Origin of the sequence: Delftia sp. SD018 (genome assembly GCF_017355445.1) — a bacterium.
In the GTDB taxonomy this organism is placed as follows: domain Bacteria; phylum Pseudomonadota; class Gammaproteobacteria; order Burkholderiales; family Burkholderiaceae_C; genus Comamonas; species Comamonas acidovorans.
In genome coordinates, this window is sequence record NZ_JADDRN010000006.1 from 180,870 (window position 1) to 202,726 (window position 21,857).

The window sequence follows — 21,857 nt, forward strand, 5'->3', positions numbered from 1 at the left end:
GGCGTGCGCCGCAGGCCGCGCTGTGGTAGGCGGGCGGCAGCGGTGCCTGCAAGTGCCGGCCTACCCGCGATCAGGGCGCCTGGCGGCCCTTGAGCTGCAGGTCGGCGAAGTCGCCGTTGTCCTGCGCCAGCCGGATGCGCACGGGCAGGTATTGCATGGATGGCGCCAGCCACAGCGAGGCCTGCTGGTCATCGCCGGCCGCCGCGATCTTGTCCAGCCGCAGCGCCTGCGTGCTGCCCGAGGGCAGGTCCAGCGTCTCGGTCTCGCCCACGCGGAAGGTCCAGCGGTCGGCGCGCCGCGCGCTGACGGTGATGAAGCTGATCTGCGTGCCCGCCGGGTAGCGCTGCGGCGCCGCCGCCAGCAGGGCCGACAGTTGCAGGAACACGCTGAGCCGGTCCTGCGCGCCGGGCGCGATGGCGGCATCGGGCGCGCCCGTGCTGAAGTGCGCCAGGTTCTGGTCGAACGCCAGCTGCGCCGATTGCTCCTTGCGTGCCTTGTCGTTGAAGCGGCTGGGCTCCAGGCCCCTGTCCGTGATGCGGCCTTCACTGGTTTGCGAGCGCGAGCCCAGCAGGAACAGGCTGACTTCCTGGCTGGCCTGGTACTGGCCGTTGGCATGGCGCCAGACCAGCTCGGCACTGGCCGAGTAGTTGAAGCGCTTGGCCTGGCCGGTGACGGCGAACGACAGCCGCGCGGGATCGGGCATTTGCACGGGAACGGGGGCGTCGGAGGCCAGCGGCGTGCCGTCGGGCGAGGTGATGGCCATGCCCTGGGCCGGGCCGGCCGAGGGTGTGGACGGTGTTTCGGGTTCGGGCTTGGGAGCAGGCGGCGCCGGCGGTGTGGCCGGGGTTGCCCCGCTGCCGGCATCGGCGGTTTCAGAGGCTTCCGATGCAGCAGGCTCCGGCGCTGCGGCCATCGGCAAGGGCTCCACGGTTTCGCGGATGGGCGTGTCCAGCGGCTCGGGCGCGGGTGCGGCGGGTGCCGGGCGCTGGACCTTGGGGCGAGGCTGCTGCGGCTTGGGCGCAGGCGCTTTCGATGCAGGTACGGGCGCTGCAGGCGGGGGGGCGGGTGGCTCGGGCAGGGACAGCGCCCGCGTCTGCATGGCCGCCACCTCGGTGTGTGGCGCCGATACCTGGCTCCACAGCGGCAGGCCCAGCAGGGCCAGGGCGTGCACGCCCAGCACCACGGCGGTGAGGGCGGGCAGGGAGCGCTGGCGTAGGCTCATGTCAGTTATCCATAGTGCTGCGCGCCACCCACAGCCCATGAAACCGGCGCGGCCCAAGGCCAGGGACAGCGAGCAAGGGCCTACGCCGGCCGCGCCGCCCCGCAGCGAGGATGTCGTCCCCCTTCCAGGGGGAAGGCGCGAAGCGACTCAGGGGGTGTAGCCTCATCTCAGGCATTCCAGCCCAGGTCCTGGGACAGCTGCACGCAGGCTTCGCGCAGGGGCGCATCGATGGCGCCGCCGTATTCGGGGTCGAAAGTGGCAATCGAGCCCAGCGTGGTCAGGCCCAGCACGATATGGCCCGAGGAGTCGAAGACCGGCGTGCAAAAGGCCACGATGCCGGGCAGCACGGTATCGACCACGCGGGCGGTGCCTCGCTCGCGCACCTCGGCCAGCATGGCGTCTATGGCCTCGGGGGTGAGCGGCAGGTCCTTGCGCTGGATGCGGCGGGCCTTGTCCACCTCGGGCTCCAGCAGCGGGGCCGTGACCTCGCGCGGCAGCCAGGCTGCGAAGCAGCGCCCGGTGGCCGAGGCCAGCATGGGCATGACGTCGCCCAGGCGCAGGTTGGCGGTGACCGACTGCGCGCTTTCCTCCCAGTGCACGATGGTCGGCCCGTGGTTGCCCCAGACGGCGATGGCCGCCGTGTGGTGGATGCGCTCCATGAGCGCGGGCATGCGTTCGCGCGCCAGCCGCACGGGGTCCAGCCGGGCCAGCGATGCCAGGCCCAGCTTGAGCGAGGCCGGGCCCAGGTCGTAGCGGGAGGTGCGCGCGTCCTGGGTGACCAGGCCGATGCGCTGGAAGCTCACGAGGTAGCGGTGCGCCTTGGCGGCGCTCATGCCGGCGTCGGACGCCAGGTCCTTGAGCATCTGCGGGCCCCGGGCGCGCGTCAGCGCCTCCAGCAATGTAAAACCGACCTCGACCGATTGAATCCCTGCGCGTTCCTTGTCCATTGCAATAGAATTTGGTTTTGTTTAGTTAAATCAATTTAACTTATCGTAATTCGTGGCTGCGTCGCCATGGGTATCCAGGCCGCTGCCCGGATGCCGTGGCGCGCGGCGGCGGCACGGGGGAGCAGCATGAAACTTGCCACATACAAGGACGGATCGCGGGACGGGCAACTGGTCGTGGTGTCACGCGACCTGAGCCAGGCCCATTATGCGACCGGCATAGCGAGCCGCCTGCAGCAGGTGCTCGACGACTGGAGCTACATGGCGCCCCAGCTGCAGGACCTGTACCACCTGCTCAACAGCGGCAAGGCGGTCCATGCCTTTGCCTTCGATCCGCGCCAGTGCATGGCGCCGCTGCCACGCGCCTACCAGTGGGCCGATGGCTCGGCCTACATCAACCATGTGGAGCTGGTGCGCCAGGCGCGCGGCGCCGAGGTGCCGGCCAATTTCTACACCGACCCGCTGATGTACCAGGGCGGCAGCGACGATTTCCTGGGCCCCTGCGACGATGTGGTGGTGCCCAGCGAGTCCATGGGCATCGACTTCGAGGCCGAGATCGCCGTCATCACCGCCGACGTGCCCATGGGCGCCACGCCCGAGCGTGCGCTGGGCGGCGTGCGCCTGGTCATGCTGGCCAACGACGTGAGCCTGCGCAACCTGATCCCCAATGAGCTGTCCAAGGGCTTCGGCTTCTTCCAGTCCAAGCCCGCCACCTCCTTCAGCCCCGTGGCCGTGACGCTGGACGAGCTGGGCGACGCCTGGAAGGGCGGGCGCCTGCACCTGACGCTGCAGTCCACCTGGAACGGCCGCAAGGTCGGCATGTGCGACGCGGGCGAGGACATGAGCTTTCACTTCGGCCAGCTCATCGCCCATATCTGCAAGACGCGCAATGTGCGCGCCGGCTCCATCGTGGGCAGCGGCACCGTGAGCAACAAGGGCGTGGAAAGCGGCAAGGGCAAGAACCGGCGCATGGAGTGGCCCAAGGGCTACAGCTGCATCGCAGAGAAGCGCTGCATAGAGACCATCCAGGACGGCGCGCCCAAGACCGAGTTCATGCGCTTTGGCGACACCATCCGCATCGAGATGAAGGGCAAGGACGGCCAGAGCATCTTCGGCGCCATCGACCAGAACATCGTCGAGCCTGCCGAATGAGCCGCGTCTGCGCACCCTGGTGGCGCCTGGCGGGCAGGTCGCTGCGCGCCGGCCTGGCCGCGCTGGCGCTGTCGCCGCTGGCGGGGGCATTCGCGGCGCCCCCGGCCGCGGACCCCGTCACCTGCCCGCCCGAGGCGCGCATGCCCGGCCCGGACGAGATCCGCGCCATGCAGCGCAAGGCGCAGGACCGTGGACTGCTGTGGCGCATCGAGCACCGGGGCCGCACCAGCTGGCTCTACGGGACCATGCACGCGGCCAAGCTTGACTGGAGCGTGCCCGGCCCCACGGTGGCGGACGCGCTGCGCGCCTCCGACAGCCTGGCGCTGGAGCTGAACATCCTCGATCCCGATGTCATGAAGGTCTTGTTCGCAGGCATGCAGGCGCGGCCCGATGCGCCGCCGCTGCGCGGCGATCTCCAGCGCCGGCTTGAGGAGCAAAGGCGCCTGGCCTGCGCCGGCCCCGAGCTGGTCCTGCTGCGCCCCGACGCCCAGGTGATCTCCCTGTTGTCGCTGGCCGGCCGCAGCGAGGGGCTGGACGCGTCCTATGGCATCGATTTCTCGCTGGCCGGCGTGGCGCTGGCCCTGGGCAAGCCCGTGCTGTCGCTGGAGACGCCCGAGCTGCAACTGCGCGAGCTGGTCTCGGACGACCCCGCGCGCGTGGCCGAGACGGTGGAGTCCGGCCTGCGCCAGCTGGAAAGCGGCATCGCCGCCCAGAAGCTGGGCCTGATCGCACGCGTCTGGGCCGATGGCCGCATCCACCTGCTGGAGAGCCTGCCCGACTGGTGCGACTGCATGGCCAATGCCGCCGAGCGCGCCGACTACGACCGCATGGTCTATGGCCGCAACCCCGGCCTGGCGCGCGAAGTGGCGCGGCAGATCCGTTCCGGCCGCAGCGTGTTCGCCGCCGTGGGCGCCCTGCACATGGTGGGCACGCGCGGCCTGCCGGCGCTGCTGGCGGCCCAGGGCTTCAAGGTGCAGCGCGTGGAGTTCCCCGCAGCCAGCCCGCCCTGAAACACACGGCCGCCGCCTCCATGAACAAGAGCAACAGGGCGCGGCCAGGACCATCACACCCATCCCACAGGAGACAACAATGGACCGTAGACAATTCCTGGCCGCCGTGGCGGCCTCATCCGCCGGCATGGCCGCGCCTTTTGCACAGGCGCAGGACTGGCCCGCCAGCAATATCCGCTGGGTCGTGCCCTATCCGCCCGGCGGCGGCACCGACGTGCTGGCGCGCACCGTGGCCGAGGCCATGCGCCAGACGCTGAACCAGACCATCGTGGTGGACAACCGCCCCGGCGCCTCCACCAACATCGGCGCCCAGATCGTGGCCACGGCCAAGCCCGACGGCTACACCATCATGTCGGCCGACAACGCCGTGCTGGCCTACAACGAGCACCTGTTCAGCAAGCTGTCCTTCAACCCCGAAAAGGACTTCACCTACATCGGCGGCATCAGCCGCTTCCCGATGGCGCTGGTGGTGAACCCGAACTTCGAGGCCAAGACCTTCAAGGAATTCCTGGCCTACGTGAAGGCGCATCCGGGCCAGGTCAACTACGCCTCGCCCGGCAACGGCTCGCCCCACCACCTGGCCATGGAGATGTTCAAGAACCGCACGGGCACCTTCCTGACGCACATCCCCTATCGCGGCGCGGCGCCCGCGCTGGCCGACGTGATGGGCGGCCAGGTGCCCTGCATGTTCCTGGACCTGGCCTCGGGCCTGCCCGTGATCCAGTCGGGCAAGGTGCGTGCCCTGGCCATCGGCACGGGCAAGCGCGTGCCCAGCCTGCCCGAGCTGCCCACGCTGGCCGAGGTCGGCGTGCCCGATACCGAGGTCTATGCCTTCCAGGGCATCCTGGGCCCGGCCAAGATGCCCCCCGCCGTGGTGCAGCGCCTGAACGCCGAGCTCAACAAGGCGCTGGCCAACCCCGCCGTGGTCAAGCGCATGCAGGACTTCGGCATGGAGGCGCTGCCCGGCACGCCCGAGCAGTTCCTGGCCATGTCGCGCGCGGAGTCCAAGCGCTGGGGGGCCATCATCAAGAGTGCGGGCGTCAAATTGGACTGACCCCCTGAGCGGCTGCGCCGCTTCCCCCTTCTCGCTTCGCGGAGGGGGACGACACTCTCGGTGCAGGGCGGCCCTTCCTCGGTGTCTCTGGGTTGGGCCGTGGCGGTTTTGGGGGCGGCGCCCGGCTTTGAACTGATGCGCTGGTGCTGCTTTTTTGGCGTTCCTGATCGCCAATCCAGCGATCAATCCAGCGCCTTCTGCCTGCGCATGGTGGTGAAAAGAACGGCCAGGCTGGCGGCGGCGCCGGCCACGCCCAGGGCGGCGAAGAGGGGGATGCCCCACAGGCGCGGGCCCATGGTCAGCAGGCCGGGGGCCAGGCCCAGGATGAAGGCGCCGGAGACCACGGCCAGGGCCAGGCGGGTGGCGGCGCGTTCCAGTGCCAGGGAAAGCCGGTCGATGTGGCGTATGTCCAGGTCGGCCTGCAGCCGGCCCGAGCGCAGTCTTTGCATCACCAGCCGCAGGGTGTGCGGCGCGTCGTCGGCCAGTTCCATCCACTGCGCCATGGCGGCACGGCGCTGGCGCGCCAGGCTGCGCAGGGAGTAGCGCTGCAGCAGCTGGGCCTTGACCAGGGGCGTGGCCGTCTGCACCACGTCGAATTGCGGGTCCAGCTGCAGCAGCACCTGGTCGGCCGTGATCAGGGCCTTGAGCAGCAGCGCCATGTCGGCGGGCAGGGCCACGCCGGTTTCGCGGGCCAGGGCCATGAAGTCCTGCAGGGCGCGGGACATGACCAGGCGGCCGTTGCTGGCGCCGGGGCCATGGCGGGTCACGAAGCGGTCCACGGCTGCCTCGATGCGCGCGGCCGAGGGCGGGGCGCGGCCGGGCATTTCGCTTTCGGCCGCCCATTCCAGCAGCACGCCCGAGAGGCTGCGGCCCTGGCCCTCGACCAGGGCGCGCATCAGGCCCAGCACCTGGCGGCGGCGCTGGGGCGACAGCCGCCCGACCATGCCGAAGTCGATGAAGCCCACGCGGTTGCCGGGCAGGGCCAGCAGGTTGCCAGGGTGCGGGTCGGCGTGGAACAGGCCGTCGCGCAGCACCATCTGCAAAAACGCGCAGGCGCCACGGCGCGCCAGCAGCGGGCCGTCCAGCGCGGGGTCCGCACCCACGGCCGAGGCTGGCACACCCGGCACGAAGTCCTGCACCAGCAGGCGCGGCCCGCTCAATGCCCAGTGGATGGCCGGCACGACGATCTCGGGCTGGGCCGCGAAGTGCCGCGCCACGGCGTCGCCATTGTGGGCTTCGACGGTGAAATCCAGTTCCTCGCGCAGCGCCTGGCCCAGCTGGCGCGTGACTTCGCGCGGGCGGTAGCGTGCCAGTTGCGGCCATTGTTCCTGGGCCAGCAGCGCCAGGTGCTCGAGCAGGCGCAGGTCGGCTTCGATCTGGGGGCGCAGCCCGGGGCGCTGGACCTTGACCACGACTTCGATGTCGGCAGCGCTGGCCGCTGGGGTGCTGTCGCTGTCGCTGCCGCTGCCGTCCTCCTGGTCTTCCCGGTCATCCCGGTCTTCGGCCGCAGGCAGCCGCGCGCGGTACACCTGGGCCATGGAGGCCGAGGCCAGCGGCACGGGATCGAAATGCGTGAACACCTGCTCCACGGGCAGGCCCAGCGACTGTTCGATCAGCGGCTGGGCCGTCTCCCAGGGCAGCGGGGCGGCGTGGCTGTGCAGTTGCTGCAGGGCGGCCGTCCATTCGGGCGCGAGCAGGTCCGAGCGCGTGGCCATGATCTGGCCCAGCTTGACGAAGCTGGGCCCCAGGTGTTCGAGGGCCATGCGCAGGCGCTCGGGGCGGCTGGCATCCAGCGGATGCTCGGGATGGGGCTGGCTGCCGCGCGGCGCGAAGCGGGCCAGGCCCAGCGTGTCGACCAGGTCGGCCAGCCCGAAGCGCAGCAGCACGCCGACGATTTCCTGCAGCCGGGCACGGTCGCGCACGGCGACCACGGCGGTTTGCAGCATGGGCATCTCCTGTCGGTGGTGGCAATGCGGTCCATTGTGCCGATGCGCCAGACGCCATTGCGCAGGAATCGCCCGCCTCCGGGGCGGGGCTCAGGCCAGCCGCTGCACCTGCACCGCGCAGTCGTAGAAGCTGGGCGCGCGGCCCAGGTCGGTCAGGCGCTGGTGGGTGAGCTCGTTGACGTTGGTGCCGTTGTCGCCATGCTTGCGCCACCAGATGCCCAGGCCGTTGACCACGCCACGGCGCGCGCGGCCGTTGAGGGTGGCGTGGCATTCGTAGCTGCCCCGGTCGTTGAAGACGCGCACCCGGTCGCCCTCGGCCACGCCGCGCGGGGCGGCGTCGTCGGGGTGCAGCTCCACCAGCGGGCGGCCTTCCATGGTGCGCAGGCTCTTGACGTTGACGAAGCTGCTGTTGAGAAAGTTGCGTGCCGGCGGCGAGATCATGGCCAGCGGGTAGCGCGCATCCGTTTCGGCGGTTTCGTAGTTGGGCAGGTAGTCGGGCAGCGGGTCCATGCCGCGCCGCGCCAGCTCGGCGCTGGTGAATTCGCAGCGGCCCGAGGGCGTGGCGAAGCCTCCCTCGGCAAAGGGGGCCTCGGGCAGGGCCAGGGTGGCAAAGCCCTTGTCCATCAGCTCGTTGAAGTCCACGCCGCGCCCCTCGAAGGCTTCGCGGCACAGTTGCTCGTCTCCCGTCTGGAAATGGGCGGCGGCAAAGGCGTCGTCATGCCGCGCCATGTGCGCGGCCAGGTCGCGGAAGATCTGGCCGTTGCTGCGCGACTGGCCCAGCGGCGCGATGGCGGGGCGGTTGAGCAGCACGTCGGTATGCCCGTAGCTGCCGTGGATGTCCCAGTGCTCGATCTGCGTGGTGGCCGGCAGCACGTAGTCGGCCAGGTCGGCCGTGTCGGTCATGAACTGCTCCAGCACCACGGTGAACAGGTTCTCGCGCGCAAAGCCGGCCACGACCTTGGCCGACTCGGGCGCCACGGCCACGGGATTGCTGTTGTAGACCACGATGGCGTCCACGCGCGGGCCGAAGCCATTGCCGCCTTCGTGCAGCAAGGCGTCGCCGATGGTGCTCATGTTGATGGTGCGCGGGCGGCGTTCGCCCAGCAGGTGCGGCATCTGCAGTCGGGCGCGCTGCGCGGGCAGGGCGCCCGAGGCGGACAGCAGCAGGCCGCCCGCACGGTGGCGCCAGGCGCCCACCAGGGCCGGCAGGCAGGCGATGGCGCGCACGGCATTGCCGCCGCCGCGCGCGCGCTGCACGCCGTAGTTCAGGCGGATGGCGGCAGGCGTGGTGGTGCCGTAGTCGCGCGCCAGCTGGCGGATCTGCTCCACGGGCAGGCCGCAGACCTGGGCCGCGCGCTCGGGCGGCCACTGCAGGGCGCGGGCCTTGAGCTCCTCCCAGCCCAGCGTGTGGCGCGCAATGTAGTCATGGTCCAGCCAGCCGTGCGTGATCAGCTCGTGCATCAGGGCCAGTGCCAGGGCGGCATCGGTGCCGGGCAGCAGCTGCAGGTGCTCGTGGCATTTGTCGGCGGTCTCGGTCTTGCGCGGGTCGATGCACACCAGGCGTGCGCCGTTGCGCTTGGCCTCCAGCGCATAGCGCCAGAAATGCAGGCTGCTGCCGATGCTGTTGCTGCCCCAGATGAGGATGAGCCGGCTTTCGGTGAAATGCTCCACGCGCATGCCCAGCTTGCCGCCGTAGGTCAGGTTCAGGGCCTCGCCCCCGGCGCTGGAGCAGATGGTGCGGTCCAGCCGCGAGGCGCCGAGCTGGTGGAAGAAGCGCCGGTCCATGCTCTCGCCCTGCACCAGGCCCATGGTGCCTGCGTAGCTGTAGGGCAGGATGGTTTCGGGGTCGCGCGCCGCCAGCGCGTGCAGCCGGGCGGCGATGTCGGCCAGCGCCTCGTCCCAGCCCACAGGCTCGAACTGCCCGGAACCCTTGGGCCCCACGCGGCGCAGCGGGGTGAGCACGCGCTCGGGGTGGTAGCTGCGCTCGGTGTATTTGCTGACCTTGGCGCAGAGCACGCCGCCCGTGTGCGGATGGTCGGGGTTGCCCTGGACTCTTTTGGCGATGCCGTCTTCGACCGTGGTCACCAGCGAGCAGGTATCGGGGCAGTCATGGGGGCAGGCGCCCAGCACCTGTGAGGTGGCCTGGAGTGGGGGCGTGGCGGAGGACATGGTGGCAGCGGTCTCGGACAGGGTGGGTACTTTGCGAAAAAACCGTGAAAAGCCGGGAAAACGGGAAAAGGCCGTCACGGGCAAGGGGCGGTGCCGGTCTTGCATGCCGCAATCGCCGCTTGTCTTTATTATGCGGACCCTTGCAGCCGGCTGCACGCAGCAACGGCGCCGATTCCAGTGACAAAAACAGGCAAGTTCATGCTCCGACCCAAGACGGCGTTCAGCCGCAGACAGTTCATCGCAGCCAGCACGGCTGCTGCCGCCACCTGGACCGGCGCAGTGCGCGCCCAGGACGCGGGAGGCACCATCGTGCTGGGCCAGTCCTGCCCGTTGACCGGGTCTGCAGCGCAGATCGGCCAGCCCTTCCATGAAGGCGCCAAGCTGTACTTCGAACAGCTCAACGCGCAGGGGGGCATTGCCCGGCGCAACATCGAACTGCGCGTGATGGACGACGGCTACGAGCCCGAGCGCTGCGCGGCCAATACCCAGCGCTTCCTGTCCGACGACGTGTTCGCCCTGTTCGGCTACGTGGGCACCTCCACCAGCATGGCCGCGCTGCCGCTGCTGCAAAAGGCGCGCGTGCCCCTGTTCGCACCGCTGACGGGCGCCGACGCGCTGCGCCAGCCCCAGCTGGCCCACCTGGTCTTCAACGTGCGCGCCTCCTATGCCGACGAGACGGCGCTGATGGTGCGCCACCTCACGGGCCTGGGCCTCAAGAAGGTGGCCGTGCTGCACCAGAACGATGCCTATGGCGAGTCAGGCCTGGCCGGTGTCAAGGCAGCGCTGGCCGCCAAGGGGCTGGAGCCCGTGGGCGCGGCCACGGTGGAGCGCAACTCGAACAATGTGGCGGCGGCCGTCAAGACGCTGGTGCCGCTGGGCGCCGATGTCATCGTGCAGATCGTCACCTACTCGGCCAGCGCGGCCTTTGTGCGCGCGGCGCGCCAGGCAGGCTTTGGCGGGCAGTTCTACAACGTGTCCTTCGTGGGTGCCCAGGCGCTGTCGGAGACGCTGGGCAAGGATGCCGAAGGCGTGGTGGTCACCCAGGTCGTACCCTCGCCCTTCCAGACCTCGCGCCAGATCACGCGCGATTTCCTGGCGGCCATCCAGAAGGGCGGCGGCAAGCTGACGCCCAACTACTCCAGCATGGAAGGCTATCTGGCGGCGCGCGTGTTCGCCGATGCGCTGCGCCAGGCATCGGCCTCGGGCAAGCCCACGCGCGACGGACTGGTCGCGGCGCTCGACGCCATGCACGGCCAGCAGGTGGCCGGCTTCCCGCTGGTCTTCAAGCCGCAGTCCGGCAAGCCGCGCTTCGTGGAGTTGTCCATGCTGACCGGCGACGGCAAGGTCCGGGTGTAGGCTTGCAGCATTGGAGCGTGTTATGCACTTTTAAGTGCCCGCGAAAGCCGGGAAAGGGGCCCGGAACGAGGCGTAGCACGCGCCGCGGTTGCCACACCGCAAGCGGGCTGCAACGAAGGGCCGGGCCCCTTTCCCGGCTTTCCCGGAGGTTGGCTCTGCGCGCAGGCGCTCGCGGCGTTGCAGCGCTTGCCAAGGCTTCAGCCTTGGCGGCGCACTGCGCCTTGCGATCACCAGCGCGCAGAGCCAACGCGGGTACTTAAAAGTGCATAACACGCTCTAGAGGAGAACCCCATGGCCTTGCTGCAGGAACTGCTGGACCGCGCACCCGAGATCACCGCGCTGCGCCGCGACATACATGCCCATCCCGAACTGTGTTTCGAGGAGATCCGCACCGCCGACCTCGTGGCCCGGCAACTGGAGGGATGGGGCATTGCCGTGCACCGCGGCCTGGGCCGCACGGGCGTGGTGGGCACCATCCACGGCCGTGACGGCGGCGCCAGCGGCCGCGCCGTCGGCCTGCGCGCCGACATGGATGCCCTGCCCATGCAGGAGTTCAACACCTTCGAGCACGCCAGCCGCCATGCCGGAAAAATGCATGCCTGCGGACATGACGGCCATGTCGCCATGCTGCTGGCTGCCGCGCAGTACCTGGCCGCGCACCGCGACAGCTTCGAGGGCACGGTGCACCTGATCTTCCAGCCGGCCGAAGAGGGCGGCGGCGGCGCGCGCGAGATGGTCGAGGACGGCCTGTTCACCCAGTTCCCCATGCAGGCCGTGTTCGGCATGCACAACTGGCCGGGCATGAAGGCCGGCACCATGGCCGTGGGCCCGGGCCCGGCCATGGCGTCCAGCAACGAATTCCGCATCGTCGTGCGCGGCAAGGGCGGCCACGCGGCCATGCCGCACATGGTGATCGACCCCCTGCCCGTGGCGGCCCAGCTGATCCTGGGCCTGCAGACCATCGTCAGCCGCAACGTCAAGCCCATCGAGGCGGGCGTGGTCTCGGTGACCATGGTCCACGCGGGCGAGGCCACGAACGTGGTGCCCGACAGCGTGGAGCTGCAGGGCACGGTGCGCACCTTCACGCTGGAGGTGCTGGACCTGATCGAGCGGCGCATGAAGACCCTGGCCGAGAGCATCTGCGCCGCGCATGACACGCGCTGCGAGTTCGAGTTCGTGCGCAACTACCCGCCCACCATCAACTCCGCGCCCGAGGCCGAGTTCGCACGCCGCGTCATGGCCGAGGTGGTGGGCGAGGCCAATGTGCTGCCCCAGGAGCCCTCGATGGGCGCCGAGGACTTTGCCTTCATGCTGCTGGAAAAGCCCGGCGCCTACTGCTTCATCGCCAATGGCGACGGCGACCACCGCGCCATCGGCCACGGCGGCGGTCCCTGCACGCTGCACAACCCCAGCTACGACTTCAATGACCAGCTGATCCCGCAGGGCGCCACGTTCTGGGTGAAGCTGGCCCAGCGCTGGCTGAGCGAGCCCACGCGCTGAGGCCCTTGCAGGGTCCGGCCGACACCGGCATGTCACACACCGCACCTAGCATGCGGTCCCTGTGACCTCCATCGAATCCTCCACGGCCGCCGCGCAGGGCGTGGCCGTCCAAGCCTGGCAGCTCAAGCGCATCTACGGCGAGCGCGCCGTGCTTCAGGACATCAGCCTGCAGATCGCCCCCGGCGAGGTGCTGGCCCTGCTGGGTCCTTCGGGCTGCGGCAAGACCACCCTGCTCAAGATCCTGGCCGGGCTGGAGCAGCCCAGCCGCGGCGAAGTCTGGATGGGCGGGCAGTGCGTGGCCAGCGCCTCGCAGTCCCTGCCGCCCGAGCGGCGCGAGCTGAGCATGGTGCTCCAGGACCATGCGCTCTGGCCCCATATGAGCCTGCAGGCCAACGTGGCCTTCGCGCTGGAAATGCGCGGCCTGCCTCGCGCGCAGATCCACGAGCGGGTGCAGCAGGCCCTGGGCCTGGTCGGGCTGCAGGGCATGGGCGAACGCCTTCCCGGCAGCCTGTCGGGCGGCCAGCAGCAGCGTGCAGCGCTGGCCTGTGCCGTGGTGGAGCGCCCGCGCCTGGTGCTGCTTGACGAACCCCTGTCCGGCCTCGACGGCAACCTGCGCGAGCGCCTGTGCGAGGAAATTCCCCGGCTGCTGCGCAGCCTGGGTTGTACGGCCGTCTATGCGACCCAGGACCGCCAGCAGGCCTTGGCCGTCGCCGACCGCGTGGTCGTGATGGAGCACGGCCGCATCCTGCAACCGGGCAGCGCCCGGGACCAGGCGCCGGCCCCCACGCCTTGCGAGGCCGACCGATGGCCCGTGGCCGGGCACCTGTGCAGCGCAGCGTAGGAGCGGCATAGGGGCGGCGTGGCCGGTCTCGGTGCGGTTGACGGCGAAAAAAGCACGGTCGTTCTAAATTCCTGCTTTTTTGGCTACACTGTGCCGCTACACGAACCGCCCACCAGGAGACCCGCCATGTCCGATCTGAATGCCGCCTTCGAGGCCGCCGTCAAGAACTCCACCTCGATCAGCGAGCGCCCCGACAACGCCACGCTGCTCAAGCTCTACGCGCTTTACAAGCAGGCCACCGAAGGCGACAACGAGGCCAAGAAGCCCAGCTTCACCGACATGGTCGGCCGCGCCAAGTGGGACGCCTGGGAAAAGCTCAAGGACACCTCGGCCGACGACGCCAAGCAGCAGTACATCGACCTGATCGAATCGCTGCGCTGATCAACACCACCACCGATCGCAGACACAGACAAGGCCCCGGACTCCGGGGCCTTGTCGTTTCCGGCCACGGCCCCGTCCGGGTTCAGTACTTGTTGGAGAAGTTGGCGCTGATGCGCTGACGCAGGTACTCCGCGCCCGTGATGGGCGGGTACTTCTTTTGCGGGCCCTCGATCACCGCGTCCTCGTTGGCCTGGCAGAAGAAGGCCAGGCTGTAGCGCGCGCCCTGGTATTCATGGGGCAGGGGATTGCGCACGCGGTGGAAGTTGCTGGGCAGCTGGTCGTCGCTCCAGCGCGTGAGCATGTCGCCGATGTTGCAGGTGATCACGCCTTCCACCGGGTCCACGGGCGTCCATTGCTGGCCTTCCATCTCCTTGCCCGGCAGCACCTGCAGACCGCCCTGGCCTGCGCGCTGGAACAGCAGGGTCAGGCAGTCGAAGTCGGTGTGGGCGCCTGCGCGCCACAGGCCCAGCTCGTCCTTGAGCGCGGGATCGACCGCGAAGTAGTGCAGCATGCGCAGCGTGCTCTGGTAGGCGGGCACCGAAGGGTCGTGGGCGCGCGTGAAGAAGTCCGCATCAAAGCCCAGCTTGTGCGCAAAGCATGACAGCAGCTGCATGCCCACCTGCCAGCACTGGCGCTCGAAGCCCAGCGTGGCCTGCTGAAAGCCCGGCAGCTCCTGCTCCGTGGGCCACAGTCCGGCCATGCGCGGGCGCGTCATCTGGTAGGACTCCTTCTGGTCGGGCGTGCGCGTGGAAGGCCGGATCTGCGCCTTGTGCTCCCAGCCCGCATTGCGCGACAGCGGCCACTGCGCCTTCACCTCGCGCGGCAGGGCGAACAACTGCTCGGCACGCCCGAAGGCCGCATCGATATCGGGCTGGGGAATGCCGTGGCCCGACACCTGGAAGAAGCCGATCTCCACCGAGGCCTGCCAGATCGCATCGGCGATCTCGGCCTTGCGGCGGTCGAAGTCGGAGATGTCGATCACCCGCACCTCCCGTGCGCGCGTCTCCTGCCCCTGGCCGCCCATGCGGGCCTCCTTGGCGAGTTCACCCAGCGCGTAATCTGACGCCGGTGCCGAAGGCAGGGTGGAGTTGGCAAGCATGTTCATGGTCTGTTTCCTTTGCCGCAAAGGCAGTGGCAAGGCACGCGGCGGCCGGCGCAAAAAGACACCGATCCCGCCCGTCGCTCTTGAAGTGGCTGACAGGGCACAGGTCGCAGCCACGCCGCTCCCGCACCCGCTTCAAGAGCAATGACCCGCGCCGGCACAGACCGGCAAGCTGAACGCTTCTACTCTTGCCAACCACCCAAGCAAACAGCGCGCCAGCCCGCGAAGGCCTGTTCAAGGCCACCTGCGTTCCATCGTGGTGCAAGAGGGCCGGGCAGCTTGGTGCACGCGCCGCATCGGAACCGTCTGGCACCAATCTGATGCATGCCCGCCGCGTCGAAAACCGGCGCGGCCCAGCCCAGAGACACCGAGGAAGGGCCGCCCCGCACCGAGGGTGTCGTCCCCCTCCCGCGCAGCGAGAGAGGGGGAAGGCGCGAAGCGACTCAGGGGGTGGTACGCACTTTGCATACAAGCATCACTGAGTAGAAGCGTTCAGCACGCGCCCAGTGCGCGTTGCCCGGAAATTGCTCATGTCACGCCAGCCGCCCGGCCCCATGCCAGCGGCCGGTCCCCATGTTGATAGCGACTGAGAGTTCCACCATGCAACGCCGCCATTTCCTTGCCGCCGCCGCCCTTCCCGCTGCCAGTGCCGTGATGCCCGGTGCCTTCGCCCAGGGCAAGGCGCTGACACCGCTGAAGTTCACGCTGGACTTTCGCGTGACCTCGCAGACCGCGCCCTTTTTCGTGGCGCTGCAAAAGGGCTACTACCGCGACGAGGGGCTGGACGTGAGCATCGACGTGGGCTCGGGCTCGGTGGCATCCATCACGCGGGTGGCCAGCGGCGCCTACCAGCTGGGCCTGGGCGACATCAGCTCGCTGATCGAGTTCCAGGCGCAGAACGCGGGCGCGGCGCGCGTGCAGGCCGTCTACCAGTACTACAACCGCGCGCCGTTCGCCATCATCGGCCGCAAGGACCGGGGCATCACGGGCGAGTTCGCCAGCCTCAAGGGCAAGAAGGTGGCCGCCGCCGCCGTGGAGTCCACGCGTCGCGTCTGGCCCCTGGTCGCGCAGCGCCAGAACCTGCCGGCCGACCTGTTTGCCTGGACCACGACGGAGTTCTCGGCGCGCGACAACGTGGTGGTGCGCGGCGATGTGGATGCGGCCACCTATTTCCATGACTCGGCCGTGTCGCTGTTCGCGCGCATCAAGCCCGAGGAGCTGTCGGTGCTGCGCTATACCGATGCGGGCGTGCAGCTGTATGGCAACGCCATCCTGGCTTCCAGCGCGCTGGTGGCCGAGCAGCCGGCGCTGGTGGCGGGATTCCTGCGCGCCAGCAACCGCGCCCTCATCGAATGCCTGGCCCAGCCCGCGCTGGCCGTGGCCGCCGTGCGCCAGCGCGAGCCCATCCTGGATGAAAAGCTGGAACTGGCGCGCTGGGCCATCACCTCGCAGTACCTGGCCGCGCCCGATACGCAGCGCCACGGCCTGGGCGACATCGACCCGCAGCTGCTGGCCCGCCAGGCCGAGCAGGTCAGCCAGGCCTTCGGCCTGAAGGCACCCGTGTCGGCCGATGCGCTGTTCAACCGCAGCCTGCTGCCGCCGCTGGCCGCGCGCATGGCCAAGGCCTGAGGGAGCGCACATGGACCACGCCACCGCTTCACTGCCCCTTGAGGCCTCGCTCGACGAGCGCGACGGCCTGTACCTGCGCCGCGCCATCGCCATGGCCGACCGCGCGCGCAAGCGCGGCAACCGCCCTTTCGGCGCGCTCATCGTGGCCGCCGATGGCCGCGTGCTGGCCGAGGCCTCCAACGCCAATGGCGAGAGCGGCGACTGCACGGCCCATGCCGAGCTGTCGGCCATCCGCCTGGCCAGCCCGCTGCATGACCGCGAGGCGCTGTCCGCAGCCACCTTGTATTCATCAGCCGAGCCCTGCGTGATGTGCGCGGGCGCCATCTTCTGGTCGGCCATAGGCCGCGTGGTCTACGGCATAGACGCGGTGCGCCTGCGCGAATTCCGCGGCGAGCGCCTGGACCAGAAGGATGCCGAGCTGTCCTGCCGCGATGTGTTCGCCGCCTCGTCCCACGCCATCGAATGCATAGGCCCGGCGCTGATCGGCGAGGCCGCCGCATCGCACCAGGGCGCCTGGAAAAGCTGATCCGGCCCCGTTCCGTCCCCACCGTTTCTTTTGACCATCAGAGAGGAAGCCCACCATGCAAAAACGACTGTTCCTGCACACCGTCCTGGCCCTGTCCGCCAGCGCGGGCCTGGCAATGGCCCAGACACAGGCCCATGCGGCCACGCCGCTGAAGTTCCAGCTGGACTGGCGCTTCGAGGGGCCGGCCGCCTTCTTCCTGCAGCCGGTGGCCAAGGGCTACTTCAAGGACGCGGGCCTGGATGTCACGGTCGATGCCGGCAGCGGCTCGGGCGGCGTGGTGCAGCGCGTGGCCTCGGGCGCCTATGACCTGGGCTTTGCCGACATCGCGGCGCTGATGGAGTTCCAGGCCAACAACCCGGACATGCCCAACAAGCCCGTGGCCGTGATGATGGTCTACAACAACACGCCGGCCTCGGTGATGGCGCTCAAGAAAAGCGGCATCGCCAAGACGGCCGACCTCACCGGCAAGAAGCTGGGCGCGCCCGTGTTCGATGCGGGCCGCCGCGCCTTCCCGCTGTTCGCCAAGGCCAACCAGGTCGGCTCCGTGCAGTGGACGGCCATGGACCCGCCGCTGCGCGAGACCATGCTGGTGCGCGGCGATGTGGATGCCATCACGGGCTTCACCTTCACCTCGCTGCTGAACCTGGAGGCGCGCGGCATCAAGGCCGCCGATGTGGTGGTCATGCCCTATGCGGACTTCGGCGTGAAGCTGTACGGCAACGCCATCATCGCCAGCCCGAAGCTGATCAAGGAGAACCCGGCCGCCATCAAGGCCTTCCTGCAGGCCTTCGCCAAGGGGGCCAAGGAAGTCATCGCCAACCCGGGCGCGGCCATTGCCTACGTGAAGGAGCGCGACGGCATCGTCAACACCCAGCTGGAGACACGCCGCCTGCAACTGGCCATCGACACCGTGGTCAACAGCGCCGACGCGCGTGCCGAAGGCTTTGGCCAGGTCGTGCCCACACGCCTGTCGCTGATGGCGTCGCAGGTCTCCGATGTCTACGCCACCAAGACGCGCGTGAACCCGGCCGAGGTCTGGAACGGCAGCTTCCTGCCGTCTGCGGCCGAGCTGAACATCCTGCCCAAGAAGTGACGACAAAGTGATTGACACCGTGCGCGTGCGCCAGCGGGTGGCGCGCACGGCCCTTGCCTGCTGCCTGCCATGAATTCCTCCACATCCCACGGCGATGACGACGCCTTCTTCGTCGAGTTCCGCGACGTCTGGCTTGCCTACAACGAGGAGCTGCTGCGCGCCAACCACTTCGCGGTCGAGGCCATCGACCTGCAGGTGCGGCGCGGCGAGTTCATCGCCATCGTCGGCCCCTCGGGCTGCGGCAAGTCCACCTTCATGAAGCTGACCACGGGGCTGAAGATGCCGTCAATGGGCCGCGTCATGGTCAACGGCGAGCGCGTGACCGGGCCGCTGAAGATCTCGGGCATGGCCTTCCAGGCGCCGTCGCTGCTGCCCTGGCGCACCACGGTGGACAACGTGCTGCTGCCGCTGGAGATCGTGGAGCCGCACCGCTCGCTGTTCCGCCAAAAGCGCAAGGAGTACGAGGCGCGTGCGCGCGCCCTGCTGCAGAAGGTGGGCCTGGGCGGCTACGAGGACAAGTACCCCTGGCAGCTGTCGGGCGGCATGCAGCAGCGCGCCAGCATCTGCCGCGCGCTGATCCACGAGCCCCAGATGCTGCTGCTGGACGAGCCCTTCGGCGCGCTCGACGCCTTCACGCGCGAGGAGCTGTGGTGCGTGCTGCGCGACCTGCAGGCCGAGCAGCGCTTCAACGTCATCCTGGTCACGCACGACCTGCGCGAGAGCGTCTTCCTGGCCGACACCGTGTACGTGATGAGCAAGAGCCCGGGCCGCTTCGTGGTGCGCCGCGACATCGAGCTGCCGCGCCCGCGCGAGCTGGAGCTGACCTACACGCGCGAATTCACCGACATCGTGCACGAGCTGCGCGGCCACATCGGCGCCATGCGCAAGACCGGCGCGGCCATCCAACAATAGAACGGGGGAGATTCACATGCACAAGAAATATGCGGAACGCTGGGCGCCCTGGGTGCTGCTGCTGGCGGTCATCCTGCTGTGGCAGGTCATCTGCTCGGCCTTCGAGGTCTCGGAATTCATCTTCCCCAGCCCCTGGGCCATCGGCCGGCAGCTGGCCGAGTTCAGCGGCATCATCGCCGCCCACGCCTGGCGCACCTACTGGGTGACGATGGCGGGCTTTGGCATCGCCATCGTGGTGGGCGTGCTGCTGGGCTTTCTGATCGGCTCCTCGCGCCTGGCCTATGCGGCGTTCTATCCGCTGATGACGGCCTTCAACGCGCTGCCCAAGGCGGCCTTCGTGCCCATCCTGGTGGTCTGGTTCGGCATCGGCGCGGGACCGGCCATCCTCACGGCCTTCCTGATCAGCTTCTTTCCCATCATGGTCAACATCGCCACGGGCCTGGCCACGCTGGAGCCCGAGCTGGAGGATGTGCTGCGCGTGCTGGGCGCCCGGCGCTGGGACGTGCTGATCAAGGTCGGCCTGCCGCGCTCCATGCCCTACTTCTACGGCTCGCTGAAGGTGGCGATCACCCTGGCCTTCGTGGGCACCACGGTCAGCGAGATGACGGCGGCCAACGAAGGCATCGGCTACCTGCTGGTGTCGGCCGGCTCGTCCATGCAGATGGGCCTGGCCTTTGCCGGCCTGATCGTGGTGGGCGCCATGGCCATGGTGATGTACGAGCTGTTCAGCGCCATCGAAAAGCGCACCACGGGTTGGGCCCGGCGCGGCTCGCAGGGTGAGTGAGTGAGAATCCGGCCATGATGCCCGCACCCACGACGCCGCCTTCCATGACGCCCGTGACGCCCGTGACGCCCATGATGCCCCTGACCGACGAACAGGCGGCCCGCCAGCTGCGCCGCGCAGGCGCCGTGGCCGGGCGGGCCATGGCCATGGGCCGCCACCCCTTTGGCGCGCTGCTGCTGGCGCCCGACGGCGAGACCGTGCTGGCCGAGCAGGGCAACATCGACACGGTGAACCATGCGGAGTCCACGCTGGCGCGCACGGCCGCCGCCAACTATCCGGGCGCCTACCTGGCGCAGTGCACCCTGGTCACCACCTTCGAGCCCTGCGCCATGTGCGCCGGAACCATCTACTGGGCCGGCATAGGCCGCGTGCTCTACGGCGCCGAGGAAACGGCGCTGCTGGCGCTGACGGGCGACCATCCCGAGAACCCCACGCTGTCCCTGCCTTGCCGCGAGGTCTTCGCGCGCGGGCAGCGCGCCGTGCAGGTCATCGGTCCGGTGCCTGCGCTGCACGAGGAGATGCTGGAGCCGCACCGGGGCTTCTGGCAGCAGCGCTGAACGGCGGCTGCGCCCCCCGCCCGCTCAACTGCGGCAGCCGGCCAGCGCGTCCAGGGGCTTCTGGTAGGTGGGGCTGGTCACGTCCAGCAGGCCCAGGGTGGTGTGGTAGAGGTTGTCGTGCGACAGCGGCGCGTCCAGCTGGCCGCGCACGCAGCGCTCGGACACGCCGGTGCGCTCTCCCAGGTTGCCCAGCCAGGCAATCATGGGAATGTGCTTTTGCTCCTCGGGCGCCATGGCGTATGGCATGCCGTGCAGGTAGATGCCCATCTCGCCCAGCGACTCGCCATGGTCCGACATGTAGACCATGCCGGTCTGGTAGCGCGACTGCTGGCTTGCCAGCCAGTCGATGGTCTGCGACAGGAAATGGTCGTTGTAGCGGATGGAGTTGTCGTAGACATTGACCACCTGCTCGCGCGTGCAGCTGGACAGCGCGTTGGTCAGGCATTCGGGCTGGAAGACCTTGGTCTCGGGCGTGGAGCGCTTGTAGTAGGCCGGCCCGTGGCTGCCCATCTCGTGCATGACCAGCACCACGCCGCGCTCGCGGCGCTCGCGCGGCAGGGCGGCGATGCGTTCGTCGATGCCGCTGAGCAGGATGCCGTCCAGGCATTCGCCGTCGCTGGAGCACAGGGCCTTGCCGTCGGGCGTGTTCAGGCGGTCAGCCGTGCTGGCGTTGGGAATGCGTTCGCACACGCCCTTGCAGCCAGCCTGGTTGTCCACCCACAGCACGGCCAGGCCGGCGTTGTACAGCACGTCCACCAGGTTGTCGTAGTCCACCTTGCTCTTGTAGAAGCCCGTGCGGCCCAGGTGCGAGAACATGCAGGGCACGGATTCGCGCGTGCTGGTGCCGCAGGAGGTCACGTTGCTCCAGTTGAGCACCTTGCGCCTGGCCAGCTCGGGCGTGGTGTCGCGGGCATAGCCGTTCAGGCCCCAGTTGGCGGCGCGCGCCGTCTCGCCCACCACGATGACGAACAGCGGCGGCTTGCGCTCGGCCGCATAGGTGGCGCCCAGCGTGGCGCCGGCCGCAATGCTGGCAAACGGGCGCTTGGGCCGCAGGATGGGCTTGAGCACCGCATCCAGCGAGGCCAGCACGGGGCTCACGGGGTTGAGCATGTGGCGCATCCACAGGTTGTTGCGGATCACGGGGGCCAGCTCGCGGTACGAGACAAAGACCGATGCCGCCAGCAGCACCACCGAGGCGGCCAGCAGCCCCAGCGTGCGCAGCACCGTCTGCGTGCTGCGGCGCGGGCGGATGATGCGCAGCCGCAGCAGCCAGGCCGTGGGCAGGCCGGCCACCAGCAGCAGCTGCAGCAGCAGCTGGGGGTTGAACAGGTCGCTGCTTTCGCGCAGGTCGGTCTGCAGGATGTTGTTGATCATGCCGCCGTCCATCACCGTGCCGTAGGCGGTCATGAAGTACTGGGCCGAGCCGGCAATCCAGGGCAGGGCGATCCACAGCGGCTTCATGCCGCGCGGCCAGGCCGTCAGCGACAGCAGCAGCAGGATGCCGCCCAGGCCCAGCGGCAGCAGCCGCAGCACCAGGGTGGCCAGGCTGCCGTCATAGCCTTCGAGGTGGGGCAGGCGCAGCCACAGCGCCCAGTTCGCGGTGGCCAGCAGCCACAGAGCCAGCACCAGGGCCACGGCCTGGGGCGAGCGCGGGGCGCTCCAGGCCGTGCGCAGCCGTG

19 protein-coding genes are annotated in these 21,857 nt (G+C 69.3%); 13 read left to right on the forward strand and 6 right to left on the reverse strand.

What is annotated here, in order from left to right:
• Positions 1-70 precede the first annotated feature (70 nt).
• The gene (locus INR38_RS08970; protein ID WP_207443290.1) at positions 71-1,222 is read right to left on the reverse strand and encodes a DUF3108 domain-containing protein; all 1,152 of its coding nucleotides are present in this window, start codon (positions 1,220-1,222) and stop codon (positions 71-73) included.
• Between the two features lie 167 nt (positions 1,223-1,389).
• Positions 1,390-2,169: an IclR family transcriptional regulator gene (locus tag INR38_RS08975; RefSeq protein WP_012203056.1), complete on the reverse strand. Its 780-nt coding sequence runs from the start codon at positions 2,167-2,169 to the stop codon at positions 1,390-1,392.
• 126 nt (positions 2,170-2,295) lie between these two features.
• Here INR38_RS08975 and INR38_RS08980 point away from each other — a divergent pair, with 126 nt between their 5' ends.
• From INR38_RS08980 to INR38_RS08990, 3 genes are all read left to right on the forward strand, one after another.
• Entirely contained in the window at positions 2,296-3,318 is a 1,023-nt protein-coding gene (locus tag INR38_RS08980; RefSeq protein ID WP_034390060.1) for a fumarylacetoacetate hydrolase family protein, read from the forward strand.
• On the forward strand, positions 3,315-4,328 hold the full coding sequence (locus INR38_RS08985; protein ID WP_207443291.1) for a TraB/GumN family protein: 1,014 nt from the start codon (positions 3,315-3,317) through the stop codon (positions 4,326-4,328). Before INR38_RS08980 ends, INR38_RS08985 begins: the two co-directional genes overlap by 4 nt.
• Before the next feature lie 79 nt (positions 4,329-4,407).
• Positions 4,408-5,382, forward strand: a complete 975-nt coding sequence (locus INR38_RS08990) for a tripartite tricarboxylate transporter substrate binding protein (protein ID WP_016446620.1) — start codon at positions 4,408-4,410, stop codon at positions 5,380-5,382.
• Positions 5,383-5,564: 182 nt separating this feature from the next.
• Here the strand turns inward: INR38_RS08990 and INR38_RS08995 are convergent, their stop codons facing one another.
• Both INR38_RS08995 and INR38_RS09000 read right to left on the reverse strand, forming a co-directional pair.
• Entirely contained in the window at positions 5,565-7,328 is a 1,764-nt protein-coding gene (locus tag INR38_RS08995; protein ID WP_207443292.1) for an AarF/UbiB family protein, read from the reverse strand.
• A gap of 90 nt (positions 7,329-7,418) precedes the next feature.
• A complete protein-coding gene (locus INR38_RS09000; RefSeq protein ID WP_207443293.1) occupies positions 7,419-9,497 on the reverse strand; it encodes a molybdopterin oxidoreductase family protein in 2,079 nt (692 codons plus the stop codon).
• Between the two features lie 198 nt (positions 9,498-9,695).
• On the opposite strand from INR38_RS09000, the gene INR38_RS09005 reads away from it, so the two are divergent.
• The 4 genes from INR38_RS09005 (at position 9,696) to INR38_RS09020 (ending at position 13,575) form a co-directional block, all read left to right on the forward strand.
• Positions 9,696-10,853: an ABC transporter substrate-binding protein gene (locus tag INR38_RS09005; RefSeq protein WP_013804370.1), complete on the forward strand. Its 1,158-nt coding sequence runs from the start codon at positions 9,696-9,698 to the stop codon at positions 10,851-10,853.
• Between the two features lie 291 nt (positions 10,854-11,144).
• Positions 11,145-12,353 carry a M20 aminoacylase family protein gene (locus INR38_RS09010; RefSeq protein ID WP_043825815.1) on the forward strand — a complete coding sequence of 403 codons (1,209 nt, stop codon included), beginning with the start codon at positions 11,145-11,147 and terminating at the stop codon, positions 12,351-12,353.
• 61 nt (positions 12,354-12,414) lie between these two features.
• Positions 12,415-13,194 (forward strand): ABC transporter ATP-binding protein, encoded by a 780-nt coding sequence (locus INR38_RS09015; protein ID WP_207443294.1) that lies wholly within the window; start codon positions 12,415-12,417, stop codon positions 13,192-13,194.
• Between the two features lie 126 nt (positions 13,195-13,320).
• Positions 13,321-13,575, forward strand: a complete 255-nt coding sequence (locus INR38_RS09020; protein WP_012203065.1) for an acyl-CoA-binding protein — start codon at positions 13,321-13,323, stop codon at positions 13,573-13,575.
• 82 nt (positions 13,576-13,657) lie between these two features.
• On the opposite strand, the gene INR38_RS09025 is transcribed toward INR38_RS09020, so the two are convergent.
• Positions 13,658-14,680 carry a 2OG-Fe(II) oxygenase family protein gene (locus INR38_RS09025; RefSeq protein WP_071954249.1) on the reverse strand — a complete coding sequence of 341 codons (1,023 nt, stop codon included), beginning with the start codon at positions 14,678-14,680 and terminating at the stop codon, positions 13,658-13,660.
• A 597-nt stretch (positions 14,681-15,277) separates the two neighbouring features.
• Here INR38_RS09025 and INR38_RS09030 point away from each other — a divergent pair.
• The 6 genes from INR38_RS09030 (at position 15,278) to INR38_RS09055 (ending at position 20,178) form a co-directional block, all read left to right on the forward strand.
• Positions 15,278-16,306: an ABC transporter substrate-binding protein gene (locus tag INR38_RS09030; protein ID WP_043780730.1), complete on the forward strand. Its 1,029-nt coding sequence runs from the start codon at positions 15,278-15,280 to the stop codon at positions 16,304-16,306.
• A gap of 10 nt (positions 16,307-16,316) precedes the next feature.
• Positions 16,317-16,832 carry a nucleoside deaminase gene (locus INR38_RS09035; protein WP_207443295.1) on the forward strand — a complete coding sequence of 172 codons (516 nt, stop codon included), beginning with the start codon at positions 16,317-16,319 and terminating at the stop codon, positions 16,830-16,832.
• 55 nt (positions 16,833-16,887) lie between these two features.
• On the forward strand, positions 16,888-17,925 hold the full coding sequence (locus tag INR38_RS09040; protein ID WP_207443296.1) for an ABC transporter substrate-binding protein: 1,038 nt from the start codon (positions 16,888-16,890) through the stop codon (positions 17,923-17,925).
• 69 nt (positions 17,926-17,994) lie between these two features.
• Positions 17,995-18,837 (forward strand): ABC transporter ATP-binding protein, encoded by an 843-nt coding sequence (locus INR38_RS09045; protein ID WP_012203070.1) that lies wholly within the window; start codon positions 17,995-17,997, stop codon positions 18,835-18,837.
• Positions 18,838-18,853: 16 nt separating this feature from the next.
• Positions 18,854-19,621 (forward strand): ABC transporter permease, encoded by a 768-nt coding sequence (locus tag INR38_RS09050; protein ID WP_012203071.1) that lies wholly within the window; start codon positions 18,854-18,856, stop codon positions 19,619-19,621.
• Positions 19,622-19,635: 14 nt separating this feature from the next.
• Positions 19,636-20,178, forward strand: coding sequence for a nucleoside deaminase (locus INR38_RS09055; protein WP_242699005.1), 543 nt, complete (start codon positions 19,636-19,638; stop codon positions 20,176-20,178).
• Positions 20,179-20,202: 24 nt separating this feature from the next.
• Here the strand turns inward: INR38_RS09055 and INR38_RS09060 are convergent.
• Positions 20,203-21,857: phosphoethanolamine--lipid A transferase (locus tag INR38_RS09060; RefSeq protein WP_242699006.1), on the reverse strand; the 1,655-nt coding region annotated here is incomplete at its 5' end.

Coding starts and splice junctions, on each gene's coding strand:
- INR38_RS08980 (WP_034390060.1), top strand. CDS start 2,296: ATGAAACTTGCCACATACAAGGACGGATCGCGGGACGGGCAACTGGTC.
- INR38_RS09000 (WP_207443293.1), bottom strand. CDS start 9,497: ATGTCCTCCGCCACGCCCCCACTCCAGGCCACCTCACAGGTGCTGGGC.
- INR38_RS08985 (WP_207443291.1), top strand. CDS start 3,315: ATGAGCCGCGTCTGCGCACCCTGGTGGCGCCTGGCGGGCAGGTCGCTG.
- INR38_RS09055 (WP_242699005.1), top strand. CDS start 19,636: ATGATGCCCGCACCCACGACGCCGCCTTCCATGACGCCCGTGACGCCC.
- INR38_RS09025 (WP_071954249.1), bottom strand. CDS start 14,680: ATGAACATGCTTGCCAACTCCACCCTGCCTTCGGCACCGGCGTCAGAT.
- INR38_RS09005 (WP_013804370.1), top strand. CDS start 9,696: ATGCTCCGACCCAAGACGGCGTTCAGCCGCAGACAGTTCATCGCAGCC.
- INR38_RS09045 (WP_012203070.1), top strand. CDS start 17,995: ATGAATTCCTCCACATCCCACGGCGATGACGACGCCTTCTTCGTCGAG.
- INR38_RS08975 (WP_012203056.1), bottom strand. CDS start 2,169: ATGGACAAGGAACGCGCAGGGATTCAATCGGTCGAGGTCGGTTTTACA.
- INR38_RS09050 (WP_012203071.1), top strand. CDS start 18,854: ATGCACAAGAAATATGCGGAACGCTGGGCGCCCTGGGTGCTGCTGCTG.
- INR38_RS09035 (WP_207443295.1), top strand. CDS start 16,317: ATGGACCACGCCACCGCTTCACTGCCCCTTGAGGCCTCGCTCGACGAG.
- INR38_RS08990 (WP_016446620.1), top strand. CDS start 4,408: ATGGACCGTAGACAATTCCTGGCCGCCGTGGCGGCCTCATCCGCCGGC.
- INR38_RS09020 (WP_012203065.1), top strand. CDS start 13,321: ATGTCCGATCTGAATGCCGCCTTCGAGGCCGCCGTCAAGAACTCCACC.
- INR38_RS09030 (WP_043780730.1), top strand. CDS start 15,278: ATGCAACGCCGCCATTTCCTTGCCGCCGCCGCCCTTCCCGCTGCCAGT.
- INR38_RS09010 (WP_043825815.1), top strand. CDS start 11,145: ATGGCCTTGCTGCAGGAACTGCTGGACCGCGCACCCGAGATCACCGCG.
- INR38_RS08970 (WP_207443290.1), bottom strand. CDS start 1,222: ATGAGCCTACGCCAGCGCTCCCTGCCCGCCCTCACCGCCGTGGTGCTG.
- INR38_RS08995 (WP_207443292.1), bottom strand. CDS start 7,328: ATGCTGCAAACCGCCGTGGTCGCCGTGCGCGACCGTGCCCGGCTGCAG.
- INR38_RS09040 (WP_207443296.1), top strand. CDS start 16,888: ATGCAAAAACGACTGTTCCTGCACACCGTCCTGGCCCTGTCCGCCAGC.